Here is a 13070-nt window from a genome sequence, read left to right on the forward strand (position 1 = left end):
TCGGAGAAATACTATGACAGAGTTAACGAAGCGCAGATCAAGACGGCGCGGGGGTGGGCGTGAAGCACGTGCAGCTGTGCGAACCAGCAACGTCGCCTCGCAAGCAATCTGGCCGGGCATTTCGGGTGGGCGGTACAAGCCCCTCTCAGACGCTGACATGTCGCGCATCCATCAAGCCGCTCTTGGCATTCTGGAGCGTACGGGTGTCGGTGATCCAACGCAGGAAGTTCTTGATCTCGTGCTGCCCAAAGGGGCGATGGTGAACGAGCATGGTAGGTTGTGCTTCCCTCGCGCGTTGATGGAAGACCTTTTGGCGAAGGCTGCCAGCGAGTTCTATGTCCACGCACGCGGCTCGCGAGCCGGTAAGGACGACATGCACTGCACCAAGGACAAGGTGTATTACGCAAACTCCGGTACTGCTGTGACAACTTTCGACGCGGAGACTCGCAGTTTCCGGCCATCAACACTCAAGGACATTTACGACTTTACCCGATTGGTTGACCGGCTCGACAACATCCACATGACCGGTGATACGGTTCTGGCAACGGATGTGCCGCAGGACTACGAGCATGACATGAGCATGCTCTACGCCATTCTGGCGGGTAGCGAAAAACCATCTTGCCTGACGTTCCGTACTCGAGAGCACATTCAGGACGCGATTCATCTGTTCGATCTGGCATCAGGCGGGGAGGGCAAATTCTTCGAGAAACCCTCAGTCATTTTTGGCGGTTGTCCCATAGTGTCCCCGCTCCGGTTCGGGCGGGAAAATTTGGAGATCCTGATTGATACAGCGAAGATGGGGCTTGTCTGCGATTTGGCTGTTCCACCGCAAGCTGGGGCGACGTCGCCTGCGCCTCTGGCCGGGACTTTGGCGCAAGCCGTCGCCGAGACACTATCTTGCGTCGCCATTGCCAACCTGATTAACCCGGGCACCCCCGTTGTCTTTGCAGCTTGGCCGTTTATTACCGATCTGCGCACTGGATCGTTTACAGGCGGCAGTGGTGAGCAGGCGTTGATATCCGCGGCAGCTATCCAAATGGGCAATTTCTACAACCTGCCGACCAGCGTCGGATGTGGTATGACGGATTCCAAAATCCCCGATGCGCAATATGGTCTAGAAAAAGCTCTGACATTCGCTTTGGCGGCTCATGCCGGTGCCAACCGGCTCTGCGAGTTTGGCGGAATGCTCGGCAGCCTGATGGGCTGTAGCTTTGAGTCGATGGTCATCGACAACGAAGCTGCGGGCATGATCTCACGGACGCTTCGCGGGATTGAGGTGAGTGATGAAACGCTTTCAGTCGACGTCATCCATGAATGCGCGATCGATCCCGGACATTTCCTCGGTAATACTCAGACATTGCAGTACATGGAAACCGAGTATGTCTACCCGACACTGATGGACCGCGAGCTGACTGATACTTGGGAGAAAGCGGGTCGTCAGGACATGTTCGAGCGTAGCCGATCCGTAGTGGATGACATTCTGTCCAATCACTACCCGAATTACTTTGGTAGCAAGGCGGACGAAGAGGTTCGGTCCAAGTTCCCGATCAAATTGCCCCGTGATGCAATGCGCGCTGGGTAAGCGCTGCTGCAGGTAGGGCAGGCTTCGCGGTTGCTCCTATGTTCTGAATACGCCTTGGCGCGTCAGGTCGTCGGTTGCCAGCCGGATTCCTTTTTCAAGGATGTCAAACATCTCGTTCAACTCGCCCTCCGTGATGATCAGCGGAGGGGAGAACACACACATGTTGATGATGGGCCGCAGGATCAGCCCGTTTTCCTGGCAATGGTGATCAATCATAGCGCCAACCGACTTATCTAGATCCAATAAATTGTTAGCTTCGGCGTCCGCAACGCATTCAACGCATCCAACCAGCCCCATACCGCGGGCATCGCCGACCAGTGGCAAGTCGGCCAGAGCCTGTAGGCGCTCTTCAAAAAGCGGAGTGATTGCGCGGACATGTTCCAGAATGCGGTCGCGTTCCATGATTTCAATAGTTTTCAATCCCGCTGCCGCGCTCACTGGATGGCCCGAATAGGTGAAGCCGTTTGAAAAAGTAGCGTTCCGCCCGTGGTCTCCGCTCACATCTGCAATCAGCCGATCAGAGATGATGCACGCCCCCATAGGTACGTACCCGGACGTCATGCCTTTGGCGCAAGTGATGATGTCGGGTTGAATTCCAAAGACGTCTTCAGAAGCAAACCAGTGTCCAAGCCTCCCAAATCCGGTCACGACCTCGTCTGAAATATACAGGACATCGTATTTCTGGCAGATTTCCAGACAGCGCTGATGATATCCTTGTGGAGGCACAATGACGCCACCAGAGCACAAGATCGGTTCAGCGATGAAAGCAGCGACCTTGTCTGCGCCGGTCTGTAAGATCATGTTTTCCAGATCCGCTATTTTTTCGTCCAGAAAGTCGTCAACCGTCTGATCGAAGCGACGAGTATACGGATTAACATTCGGCAGGAAGCGCGTCAGCTGACTTGCCTGGTCCAGCCAACCTTTGTCACGCTCTTTTCCGGACACCGAGGCCGCCAGATACGTCGATCCGTGATAAGCTTTCTGCCGCGATATCACGATTTTCTTTTCAGGTTTTCCCAGCAGGTTATTGCGAAATTGCACAAACCGCAGAGCGCTATCCACGGCCGTTGAACCTCCTGTTGTAAAGAACACGTGGTTCAGGTCACCCGGGGTTCTCTGGGCAATTTCATGTGCCAACCGGGCCGGAGCCGAGTTGGCATTATTGAACGGCGAAAAATACGCCATCTCTTTCGCCTGCTGCGCCATCGCGTCGGCAATCTCGGTGTTTCCATAGCCCAATTGAATGCACCACATACCAGCAGGGCCGTCTATCAGGCGCTTTCCGTCCTCTGTCACGACGTGAACGCCAAGACCGCTTTCGGCAAAGGTCCGTTCGTTTTGGCCCAGATGTGCCATGCCCTCCCACGGGTGCAGAAAGTTCTCGTTGTCCCAATTGCGTATGGATTGAAAGTCGGAGTTCGATAGGGTCATAGGCCACCGTGATGTAATATATATCACAAAATGAACAAGCATTCATTCAATGTCAATCCTTGAACCTCCGCTCTGTTAAATGCGAAAAGATCAAGAAAGCGCACCCCAGCAAAGGACAAGTAAAATTACTCTCGAGCCCGATACTCCAGCAAACGCACGGGAACTCAGCAGGTTGCAGAACCGAAATCAGTTGATCCAATCGGCTGCAGACGCCATCTATAAATACGGAATTCGCGGCACAACCGCGGCAAGAATCCAAGAGTTGTCGGGATTGTCGCAAGGGATGATAAACCTACACTTTGGCTCCAAGGAAAAGCTGCTGCTTGCGGTGGCTGAGGAACTGTCAGTCCGCTACGCGGGGCAGTGGAAGGCCATTGCAATCAATCCAGAGTTAGACCCGGCAGACAAGCTAATCTCTATCATTAAGGCAGATTTCGACCCCTTGGTCCTTAATGCGCGGGACGTTTCGATCTGGTTTTCCTTTCGGGCTGAAGCGCTCTCAAACCCAAACGTTTTTCCTTTCATCGACTCGCGAGACAAAGGTTTCCGCGCGATGATCCTGGAGCTGTTGGAACAAATAAAGGACGAAGGCGAGTACGAGGACATAGACGTCAAACTTGCAACAAACGCGTTGGTTGCTTTGTTGGAAGGGCTTTGGAACGACTACCATTTGCATTCGGATATCTTCAAACCCTCGGAGGCCTTGAAGATCTGCCTGTTTGTGCTGCAGTCGATATTTCCAAAACACTTTAGCAATAGTCGATCCGCGGGTGCAGGTGACTTAAGTGACTAGGAACTAACTTCGGTCAATCACGAATCCGTCTGTGTCTCATGGTGAAATCGACGCAAGTCGTTGATCATTGCTTTGGCCAAAGAGACGCACATAAGCAGTAAAACAACACTGAACGGCAGTGCCCCGATGATCATCGAATTGGTCAATGCCTCTAATCCACCGCCGCCCGCGACCAGCAGAGTTCCAATTACAAGGGTTAGAAGAACACCCCAGAGGATACGATGAAGCAGGCCCGTGTCTTCAGACCCGCCGGACATGATCGTGTTCATCACAAGGATGCCAGAGTCGGCGGATGTGACAAGGAAGGTCATGGTTAACAGAATACACATGACACTCACTACCGCGAGCAGGTCACCCGATATCATTTCCCCCAAGGTGACGAACAGTGTTGCCGTCGTTGATGCCGCAATGATTGATCCATTGGCATCTCCATTCAGTTCCAAATCGATGGCGGCCCCGCCCAGAATGGCCATCCATGCGAAACAAACCAGGGACGGGGTAATGACCGCACCAAGTATAAATTCGCGCACAGTCCGCCCTCTTGAGATACGCGCTAAGAAAAGTCCGACAAAGGGCGAAAACGCGATCCACCATGCCCAATAAAATGTAGTCCATCCGGCCTGCCATCCAAACAACCTTCCGCTTGTACCCGCGTTATAAACTGCAGTCTTGGTCGCATCAGAAAGACCGGCTGTTTCGTTGCTCAAACCCTCAAGAAAGGTTGCTTTTGTTCCCCATGGATCAGTTGCACCCGCAAAGAGTTCGCCGACAAAGGGTGCCGCTTCTGCAGGCAATACTGAGGCAAACTCGACTTCGGAAATCGGTCGAAAAGCTTGGAAGCTCAGAGGGACAAAATTTTTGATATAGTCAACCAGCGCTGTAGCATAGGTCGTCGCCGCAAACACGAATGAGCCATAAGCAATGAATACCACCAGCAATACCAGTGAAAAGAGAAGATTAATATTTGACAAGTATTTGACACCACGCCCGACGCCAGAGACGGCAGAGAGTGTCGACATAATCATAACAACGATCAACGCCGTTATTAGGCCGGCGGTTGACGGGATCATATTGGTTACTTCTTTCTCCACAAGCCAATTCGCTCCGGTAATTAGAAACGCACCATCCACCAATTGAGAAACGCCATAACCGATCGTTACCGCTACGCCGAGTATTGTCGCAACGACTCCGAGTATATCGATCACATGGCCTGCAACACCATTTGAATATTCTCCAAGCAACGGGGTCAGTGCGGTGCGGATTGTCAGCGGCATGCCTCTGGTAGATGCGTAGTAGGCAAGGCTAAGGCCGGTGACGACGTATATTGCCCAGGCGTGAAATCCGGTGTGCAAAAAAGTATAGCGGTAGGCTCCTTCAATCGCGTCTTCGCTTTTGGGCGTGACTTCCCCGGAAATAGTCAGTGGATTGGTTTCCCAAAGGCCAAGTGGTTCAGCGGTTGCATAGACCATTAGGCCCACGCCCAGACCCGCCCCAAACATCATCGAAAACCAAGAGAAGTTAGAAAATTCCGGTTTCTCATCTTCTAAACCCAGCCTCATTCGGCCGGTTGAAGGAATGAGCGCGATAAGGAAAAGGAAAAGTACAAACAATCCAACGGAAAGATTGTAGAATGTATTGAACTCGGACAGAATTCCTGACTTCCAAGATCGCAGTGTATCATTGGCTGATAGTGGCCAAACCAGCGCCCAGAGAACGAGTAGAGAAACCGAGAGTTTGCTTACCAGCGCAATCGGAAGGCAATACCCTTTGTAAAAGCCGGTCCGCCGAGTTCTTATTTTGAGGTCTGTGAAAGGTTCTTGAAGCGCCATGTTTTTCCGGTCTTACATAAATTGACTGCTTTGCTCGCCGCGCTGCCAGTCGCTGGGGTCCAGACTATTTTATTCTCAGCCTGAATAGGAGTGTGGTAGCGGGATCGATAGCTGAGAGGAAAAGCTTTTATTCGCAAACGGCAAAACCTATGCGGTTACTGAAAATTGAATGACCTAGAATCAAAGGTTTTGTCATTTGGCATCCAAAGTCGTTCTACTGGCGATAGCCCCTTCATTTTTTTTGTTATTTCGCTGTGTGATAATCGGTGAAGGCTATTAGTGGAATGCGATTAGATTGTGAACTGACGGGGAGCAGACACGGTAGAATATGGAAGGACAACGCCTGCTGTTGTCAAAGGAAGCCGAGGAGTCGCTTCGCCACTTCTATCACCGCTTCGAGATTTTCAGGTTGTAGCGCTAGATAACCCGTACCGCCTGCCGGGATTGCCCATTTGATCGCAGTATCGACAATTAGGTTGGCCTTTTTTAGGCACCAAGCAAAGCCCGTTTTCAAAGCCATGACCAACCTCTCGATGATCATTTGCAAGCGTGATGAGACGGGATCGTGCTTTTCAACTTCTTTCCTGGGATCTTGCAACGGCTCCCCAAAAAATCACTAATTCCTTCGCAATAGGCGAATCATCGAGCATTTCTGAAGGATTGTTTCCACCACTTCCGTGTCCGTTGGCCGTGCCTCGGCGAAGAGCGGTGTCGAGGCCACCGAAGCGCTTTGCTAAATCAAAGAAGGTCCGGGTCTTTTCGATTTCTGCAGCCACGGATTCTATGCCTGCTTCCCAAACCGCATCAGCTCCGTCCAAAATTAGTATCATCCAATCTGCCAAAAAAACGGAGACACATAGGTCGCGCCGGGCTTTGCTGCTAAAAGAGCCTGTTTTGGTGAAAAACAGAGCGTGATGTTCGTTCTGATGCTATTCCTTTTGAAATGGACGCATGCTTTGAGGTTATCCGGGGTCAGCGGAAGTGCGACAACGGCATTGTCTGCAATCGATGCAAGACGCTCTCCTTCGGCGATCATTCCAGCTGTATCCAATGCCGCGATTTCTGCAGAGACCGACATATGCGTCAGAGTGCAAATTTTTGCAATGATTTCTCATAAATCGCGGCCGGATCTCGCAATCAGACCTGGATCGGTGGTGACGCCGTCAAGAAGTCCCAAGTCTATCAGGTCTTTGATTTCGCTTACTTCTGCAGTATCCGCAAAAAACTTCATGAGTTTTCCTCATGTGTGTGAACTAATTTTGGTTGCACGTGAATTCACCCAGAGGAGCTGCATCGACGGATGGCGGGGTCCAGGGCGTAAATTCAGAACGCGTGGTGCGTCCCGAATTCGGTGTAGTTCTGGTTTAATCTTAGGTCGGCATTTCGACTAGCGCTGATGACGAGTTCTGCATTTGGCAGATCGTTCGCTATTGCGCGTTGCAGCGCGGTTTGCGGGTCAAATCCATGGCTGATCCAGCGGTTTTGCAGCCTGTTTTCAAGCTCTTCCAAAGTTGGGCTGACAAAAACCGTTGCAGCATAGACATCCGTTAGGTTTCTCCACGGGTCGCTGTCCATCAGAAGATAGTTACCCTCAACGACGACGACCGGAGTTGCCGGGTGAACCGCAATGGCGTTGGCAATAGCGAGGTCCATTGTGCGATCGAATTTGGGATGAAAGGACTCGTGGCGCGTAAATTGAAGCTCTCTGATTGCAGCGCAAAACCCGACCCCATCGAAAGTCTCTGGCGCGCCTTTTCTCGCCAGCAATCCACGCGTTTCCAGCACGCAGTTGTCCAAATGGTAACCATCCATTGGTACAAGTGTGGCTGACGGAACCGCCGAGCTCTGTTGAGTGTTCAGCGACTGCACAACGGCTTCCGCTAAGGTCGACTTTCCGGATGCGGGGGGCCGGCGATTGCGATAATCGTCCGGACTCCAACTTGCCGCCGGGAGGAGATCAGGTCGCAAACGCGCTGTACGTCCTGCTCGATCACGCTGCGTCCTCTTTTGGGGGTTCCTTGGCACCGGTCATGAAGGCGACTGCATCGGACATCGTGTAATCCTTGGGATCAATTGTGCAGAGCCTTTTGCCCAACCGATGAACATGAATGCGGTCGGCAACCTCAAAAACATGAGGCATGTTGTGGCTGATCAGGATGATCGGAATGCCACGCGCACGCACGTCCTGGATCAGTTCAAGCACCTTGCGGCTTTCCTTGACGCCCAAAGCAGCCGTCGGTTCGTCCATGATGATAAACTTGGTTGCAAAGGCAGCGGCACGAGCAACGGCAACACCTTGGCGTTGGCCACCAGAGAGAGTCTCAACCGCCTGATTGATCGACTGTACAGTCATCAGCCCAAGCTCGGTCAGTTTTTCACGGGCAAACTTCTCCATCGCTGGACGGTCAAGCTTACGCATGTATTTACCCATGAACCCCTGCTTGCGGATTTCGCGCCCCATGAACATGTTGTCCGCAATCGAAAGGGCAGGAGACATGGCGAGCTGCTGATAGACAATCTCAATCCCCATATTCCGCGCATCGATCGGAGAGGTGAAGTTAACCTTTTTGCCCTCGATCAGAATCTCGCCTTCATCCGGGATTGTGGCGCCGCAGATCGCCTTCACGATGGATGATTTGCCCGCGCCGTTATCTCCGATCACTGCCAGGATTTCCCCCTGGCGCAGTTCAAAGTCGGAATGGTCGATGGCGGTAACGTGGCCATAGCGCTTTACGATCCCGCGGCCTTGGACGACTGGAGTTGAGTCTGACATTAGCCCGATACCTTTCTAATCCACTGGTCGACGGCAACTGCAGCGATAATGAGAAGTCCGATAAGTAAGAAGGTCCATTGTGCGTCTGCGCCCAGAAGCCTAAGCCCCAAAGTGAACACGCCAACAATCAGCGCGCCAAACAGCGATCCCAGGATGGATCCCCGCCCGCCAAACAAAGAGATGCCCCCGATCACAACCGCGGTGATGCTTTCGATATTGGCTAATTGACCGGATGTAGGTGAAACCGACCCGATGCGCCCGATCAAGGCCCAGCCCGCAAAGGCACAGATCAAACCGGATAACATATAAACTGACATCAGCGTTCTGTGCACGTTCACACCGGATAGTTCAGCCGCCTCAGGGTCATCCCCCACTGCATAGACATGCCGGCCCCAGGCCGTGTGTTTGAGTGCGTAAGCCAACACGAAAATCAGTACGAGCATGAATATCACGCCGACCGTAAAGGTCGCGCCACCGATGCTGAATTTGGTGCCAAAGAATTGCAGGAACGGGGCGTTGGCCTCGATATCCTGGCTGCGAATTGTTTCGTTTGCGGAATACAGGAAGTTTGTCGCCAGAACGATCTGCCACATGCCGAGCGTGACAATAAAGGGCGGCAGCTTTACGCGACTGACCAGCCAGCCATTAAGAGCCCCGATCAGCGTTCCCATTGCCAGCCCGCACATCACAGCAATGGGCACGGGGATACCGTAGCGGAAGGTGAACTGACCCATGATGACGGATGAAAACACCATGATCGCACCGACGCTCAAGTCGATGCCGGCGGTCAGAATGACAAGGCTTTGCGCTGCGGCCACGATGCCCACGATCTGAACCTGCTGCAGGATCAGCGTCATCGCAAAGGGTGAGAAGAATTTGGACCCCAGCAGCAGGCCGAAAATTACGATGGCGCCGACCAGAACGATCAACGGCACAAAGGAAGGGTTGACATGGAGAAGATGCTGCAACTTCCCCAGAACACCACGCCGGTGATCTTCAAATTCCGCTACGGTTTCTGACGCGTTGGCGGCGGTTTCGAATTCCTGGGCGTTTTGGTTTGCTTCAGACATCTCTCCCCCTTTTCGTGGCTGGCATCGCGTCCACGAAATCAGTTTACAGGAAGTTTAGGTTTGCTGGTGAAAGGATTGATGAGGCGCTGCGGCGCGCCTCACCTTGTAGGGCTGCCTTTAGCCCCAGCAGAGATCCAGGCCTTCTGCGACAGATAGCGACTCGACCCCATCAACCGGCTGGTCGGTGATGAGTGCCACACCCGTGTCATAGAAGTCTTTGCCGGGTGTGTTTTCGGGCTTCACGCCCTCTTCGGCCCATTTTTTCACGGCCTCAACCCCAAGCGAGGCCATCAATAGCGGGTATTGTTGGCTTGTCGCCCCGATCACACCGGCTTCGACGTTTTGGACGCCGGGGCACCCCCGTCAACCGAAACGATCAGTACGTCGTTTTCACGCCCGATGGATTTCAGCGCCTCATATGCGCCCGCAGCAGCCGGTTCGTTGATCGTGTGAACAACGTTGATGGATGAATCCTTGGCCAGAAGATTTTCCATCGCGCGGCGCCCGCCTTCTTCATTACCGTCGGTCACGTCACTGCCAACCAGCCGCGCATCGGTTTCGTCACCGATGACATTTGGGTCCGCCAGGTCCACGCCGAACCCGTCGAGGAAACCCTGATTGCGCAGAACGTCCACTGTCGGCTGACTGACGTTCAGATCCAGCGTCGCGATCTTGGCATCGGCTGCGGCGTCGCCCATTTTGGCCTTAGCCCATTGACCGATCAGCAGACCGGCCTTGTAGTTGTCCGTCGCGAATGTCGCGTCCGCCGAGTCAATCGGGCTCAGCGGCGTATCCAGCGCAATGACCAGAACGCCTGCATCTCGCGCCTGTTTAACCGCAGGAACGATCGAGCTGGTGTCGGATGCCGTCAGCAGAATGCCTTTTGCGCCATCGAGAATACATGTCTCGATAGCCTGAACCTGAGTTTCATGGTCGCCATCGACCTTGCCGGCAAACGCCTTGAGCGTCATGCCCAGCTCTTCTGCCTTGGCGGTTGCGCCTTCCTTCATCTTAACGAAAAAGGGGTTGGTGTCGGTCTTGGTAATCAGGCAGACGGTTTCACCAGCCGCTTGCGCGGATGCAGCGGCCAAAGTCAGCGCAGTCGCGGATGCGGCGAGCTTGAGTAGATTTCTCATGTTGTCCTCCCAGAAAACTGTTGTGGCCCCGCGCGGAATAGCGACAAGGCGGGCCTCCATCCTCCAATGAAGGTCCCGTTCAAGAAACCGTGATTCTAGCCTCTGTGTCAATAAATAAATAAAGTTTATTTATTAATTTGCCCACGTATCTTTTCATAAGAAAACAAGGTGTTTATGTTTAAGGTTATGGAAAGAGAGGCGTTGAAAATACTAACCGGCGGGGTAAGCCAAAGCGGTGTTCGTGATCATAACGAACGCCTCATTCTGACGGTTTTACAACGGCATGGACCTGCTGCCGGGGCGGACGTCGCGCGGCTGACGGGCCTGTCACCCCAGACCGTGTCGATCATTCTGCGTAAGCTCGAAAAGGACGAGATTCTCAAACGTGGGACGCCGTTGAAGGGCAAAGTTGGGAAACCTTCGATCCCCATGGAGCTCAATCCCGAAGGCATTCTGTCGGTGGGAATGAAGATCGGTCGCCGCAGCGCCGATCTTCTTTTGATCGACTTCACCGGTAAGCCACGCCAACAGCTCTCGACGACTTATGACTACCCGCTACCCGAAGCAGTGTTCGGGTTTCTGGAGGTAGGATTGGAAGAGCTTCTGGCCAATGAACCCCAGAAACTTCGGGACCGTGTATGCGGGATTGGAATCGGAACACCGTTCGAGCTGTGGAAGTGGCACGACCTTTCTGGGCTTGCGGCTCAGAAATTCAGGTCCTGGAGAAACGTGAACTTCTTTTCCGAGGTGGCCAAGTTCAGCGAACTGCCGGTCTTTGTGGTCAATGATGCTACTGCCGCGTGTCACGCGGAGCACCTCTATGGCCGCGGGGCTGAGTATCGAGACTATTTTTATTTCTTCATAGGCTCAATGATTGGCGGAGGCGTTGCATTGAATGGCACCGTATTTGAGGGCAACCAAGGCAATGCCGGTGCCTTGGGTGCCATGCGAACGACGGGTCCTTTGGGTGAAAGCCAGCAACTGATTGACACTGCATCGCTGTTCCTGCTCGAGGACAGGTTGATAGAAGCGGGTGTTGATCCGGGAATTTTGTGGAAAAAGCCGCAGGACTGGAGCAGCATTTCGCGCTATGTCGAACCATGGATCGGTACCACCGCGCAGGAACTGGCCAAAGCTGCGCTGTCTATTTGCGCGGTCATCGACTTTGAGGCAATTTTTATCGACGGCGCATTCCCATCTGAAATACGGGAGGAGTTGGTCTCACGGGTTCGTCGTTACCTAGTCAACCAAGATAAACGCGGTTTGATTCCTCCGGCTGTAGAAGCTGCGGCTATTGGGGAAAACGCCCGCGGGATTGGGGCGGCAAGCAGCCCGATTTTCCGCCAGTTTCTATTGAACACTAATGCTGGGCTTTCTGGGATGTAGTCGAAATTCATAGGGGTCAAATTTCCCAAGTAGAAAGGAACCGCGTAATGTCAATCTTCTCAAAACTCTTTGGTGGCGGTGAAAAGTCGGAGCTGCAACCGGTCTCGTACAAAGGGTTCGACATCTTCCCCGTTTTGATTGCCGAGGGCGGAAAGTATCGCCTGTCGGCCCGTATCGAAAAAATCATCAACGGAGATCGTAAGACCTATGCGCTGATCCGGGCGGATGTCTTCGAAAGCCGGGATCAGGCCGAGAGCTTTAGCATCACCAAGGCGAAACAGGTGATTGACGAGCAAGGCGAGTGTATTTTCGGTTAAGGGAACTGTTGGCTATCATCCCTTTCCACGAGCGCTACGGCGTCAACGTCAAATCTCTCGGCCTTGCCCTCCATAATGCTGCGAGACATGTTTCCTCCCCAACTCTTGTCCAGACACCAAAGGCCAATCTACGAAACAAGAAGGTCCCGCAGGTGTTTTCTAAGCAAAAAAAGTGCACCTAAAAAAGTGCACCTACCGCTACTGGCAAATTGGCAGTTCTAGCGGCGGCTGCTTGGGCAGGGCCGCCCGCCATTGATTGATGATCGGTTGCAAAGTTCTTTTCGGCCAAAACTTGGGTGCGTCAATCGCCTTCAGACATGCTGCGTTCCAGTAGACGCCCGCGCGCGAAAGCGATTTTCCTTGCTCCACCGCTTTGGCAACCGCGTTAATGTCTTTTGATTCCGGGTAGATATAGAGCGTGGTCGGGTTTCCTTCGACAAGCTCCAAAATCTCTTTTGAAGCGGATTGCGAGCAGGTTGTGCAGCCGTTGCTGCGCCCACCGACGTAGTTCACGAGCTTGCCGTAGGGGACATACAGACTTCTGATCGCAGGTGGGTTTAACCCCTTTGGAATAGACCGCAATTGCGATGTTTGCCGCTTTTAAACCGAACCATTCTATAGGCCGGGTTTGCTTGCCTTGCCTGTTTTGACGGTGCCCTTTCCATATGTACTTGTTTCATGGCGCGCAAAAAAGTGAACTCAATCTCTTTTCCTTTGCGTGAGCAAAGCGCACCATTGAAAGAAGAATGTCAA

At 53.0% G+C, this 13070-nt stretch carries 13 protein-coding genes and 1 pseudogene; 4 read left to right on the plus strand and 10 right to left on the minus strand.

Translation table 11 applies throughout. From position 1 onward, the window contains the following. Window positions 1-13: 13 nt before the first annotated feature. Complete coding sequence (locus AC1DFB_RS18320; RefSeq protein ID WP_480921813.1) at window positions 14-1582, plus strand: trimethylamine methyltransferase family protein; 1569 nt, start codon at window positions 14-16, stop codon at window positions 1580-1582. 36 nt (window positions 1583-1618) lie between these two features. Here AC1DFB_RS18320 and AC1DFB_RS18325 read toward each other — a convergent pair whose 3' ends face one another. Next, window positions 1619-3013, minus strand: a complete 1395-nt coding sequence (locus AC1DFB_RS18325) for an aminotransferase (RefSeq protein WP_480921814.1) — start codon at window positions 3011-3013, stop codon at window positions 1619-1621. Between the two features lie 190 nt (window positions 3014-3203). On the opposite strand from AC1DFB_RS18325, the gene AC1DFB_RS18330 reads away from it, so the two are divergent. Continuing rightward, window positions 3204-3806 (plus strand): TetR family transcriptional regulator C-terminal domain-containing protein, encoded by a 603-nt coding sequence (locus tag AC1DFB_RS18330; RefSeq protein WP_480886901.1) that lies wholly within the window; start codon window positions 3204-3206, stop codon window positions 3804-3806. Between the two features lie 17 nt (window positions 3807-3823). Here the strand turns inward: AC1DFB_RS18330 and AC1DFB_RS18335 are convergent, their stop codons facing one another. From AC1DFB_RS18335 to AC1DFB_RS18370, 8 genes and pseudogenes are all read right to left on the minus strand, one after another. Continuing rightward, the gene (locus tag AC1DFB_RS18335; RefSeq protein WP_480761547.1) at window positions 3824-5635 is read right to left on the minus strand and encodes a BCCT family transporter; all 1812 of its coding nucleotides are present in this window, start codon (window positions 5633-5635) and stop codon (window positions 3824-3826) included. 352 nt (window positions 5636-5987) lie between these two features. Then, window positions 5988-6155, minus strand: a complete 168-nt coding sequence (locus AC1DFB_RS18340; RefSeq protein ID WP_170402615.1) for a hypothetical protein — start codon at window positions 6153-6155, stop codon at window positions 5988-5990. A 52-nt stretch (window positions 6156-6207) separates the two neighbouring features. Continuing rightward, window positions 6208-6453 carry a hypothetical protein gene (locus tag AC1DFB_RS18345; RefSeq protein WP_480921815.1) on the minus strand — a complete coding sequence of 82 codons (246 nt, stop codon included), beginning with the start codon at window positions 6451-6453 and terminating at the stop codon, window positions 6208-6210. Window positions 6454-6461: 8 nt separating this feature from the next. Next, a complete protein-coding gene (locus AC1DFB_RS18350) occupies window positions 6462-6713 on the minus strand; it encodes a transaldolase family protein (RefSeq protein WP_480921816.1) in 252 nt (83 codons plus the stop codon). 245 nt (window positions 6714-6958) lie between these two features. After that, complete coding sequence (locus AC1DFB_RS18355) at window positions 6959-7504, minus strand: nucleoside/nucleotide kinase family protein (RefSeq protein WP_480901434.1); 546 nt, start codon at window positions 7502-7504, stop codon at window positions 6959-6961. A 121-nt stretch (window positions 7505-7625) separates the two neighbouring features. Then, a complete protein-coding gene (locus AC1DFB_RS18360) occupies window positions 7626-8408 on the minus strand; it encodes an ATP-binding cassette domain-containing protein (protein ID WP_170402609.1) in 783 nt (260 codons plus the stop codon). Beyond that, window positions 8408-9478 carry an ABC transporter permease gene (locus AC1DFB_RS18365; protein ID WP_170392953.1) on the minus strand — a complete coding sequence of 357 codons (1071 nt, stop codon included), beginning with the start codon at window positions 9476-9478 and terminating at the stop codon, window positions 8408-8410. The genes AC1DFB_RS18360 and AC1DFB_RS18365 overlap by 1 nt, the downstream gene beginning before the upstream one ends. 117 nt (window positions 9479-9595) lie before the next feature. After that, window positions 9596-10614, minus strand: a pseudogene (locus tag AC1DFB_RS18370) (substrate-binding domain-containing protein). Window positions 10615-10800: 186 nt separating this feature from the next. On the opposite strand from AC1DFB_RS18370, the gene AC1DFB_RS18375 reads away from it, so the two are divergent. Both AC1DFB_RS18375 and AC1DFB_RS18380 read left to right on the plus strand, forming a co-directional pair. Next, on the plus strand, window positions 10801-12000 hold the full coding sequence (locus AC1DFB_RS18375) for an ROK family transcriptional regulator (protein ID WP_480886903.1): 1200 nt from the start codon (window positions 10801-10803) through the stop codon (window positions 11998-12000). Window positions 12001-12047: 47 nt separating this feature from the next. Continuing rightward, a complete protein-coding gene (locus AC1DFB_RS18380; RefSeq protein WP_170402606.1) occupies window positions 12048-12317 on the plus strand; it encodes an HlyU family transcriptional regulator in 270 nt (89 codons plus the stop codon). Window positions 12318-12515: 198 nt separating this feature from the next. On the opposite strand, the gene AC1DFB_RS18385 is transcribed toward AC1DFB_RS18380, so the two are convergent. Then, entirely contained in the window at window positions 12516-12764 is a 249-nt protein-coding gene (locus AC1DFB_RS18385) for a hypothetical protein (RefSeq protein ID WP_480886777.1), read from the minus strand. Window positions 12765-13070: the final 306 nt, after the last annotated feature.

This window comes from Ruegeria sp. S84 (assembly GCF_056583445.1).

Bases quoted from the DNA above. Each gene is read 5' to 3' on its own strand.
- AC1DFB_RS18320 (WP_480921813.1), top strand. From the start codon at position 14: ATGACAGAGTTAACGAAGCGCAGATCAAGACGGCGCGGGGGTGGGCGT.
- AC1DFB_RS18325 (WP_480921814.1), bottom strand. From the start codon at position 3,013: ATGACCCTATCGAACTCCGACTTTCAATCCATACGCAATTGGGACAAC.
- AC1DFB_RS18335 (WP_480761547.1), bottom strand. From the start codon at position 5,635: ATGGCGCTTCAAGAACCTTTCACAGACCTCAAAATAAGAACTCGGCGG.
- AC1DFB_RS18340 (WP_170402615.1), bottom strand. From the start codon at position 6,155: ATGGCTTTGAAAACGGGCTTTGCTTGGTGCCTAAAAAAGGCCAACCTA.
- AC1DFB_RS18350 (WP_480921816.1), bottom strand. From the start codon at position 6,713: ATGTCGGTCTCTGCAGAAATCGCGGCATTGGATACAGCTGGAATGATC.
- AC1DFB_RS18360 (WP_170402609.1), bottom strand. From the start codon at position 8,408: ATGTCAGACTCAACTCCAGTCGTCCAAGGCCGCGGGATCGTAAAGCGC.
- AC1DFB_RS18365 (WP_170392953.1), bottom strand. From the start codon at position 9,478: ATGTCTGAAGCAAACCAAAACGCCCAGGAATTCGAAACCGCCGCCAAC.
- AC1DFB_RS18375 (WP_480886903.1), top strand. From the start codon at position 10,801: ATGGAAAGAGAGGCGTTGAAAATACTAACCGGCGGGGTAAGCCAAAGC.
- AC1DFB_RS18380 (WP_170402606.1), top strand. From the start codon at position 12,048: ATGTCAATCTTCTCAAAACTCTTTGGTGGCGGTGAAAAGTCGGAGCTG.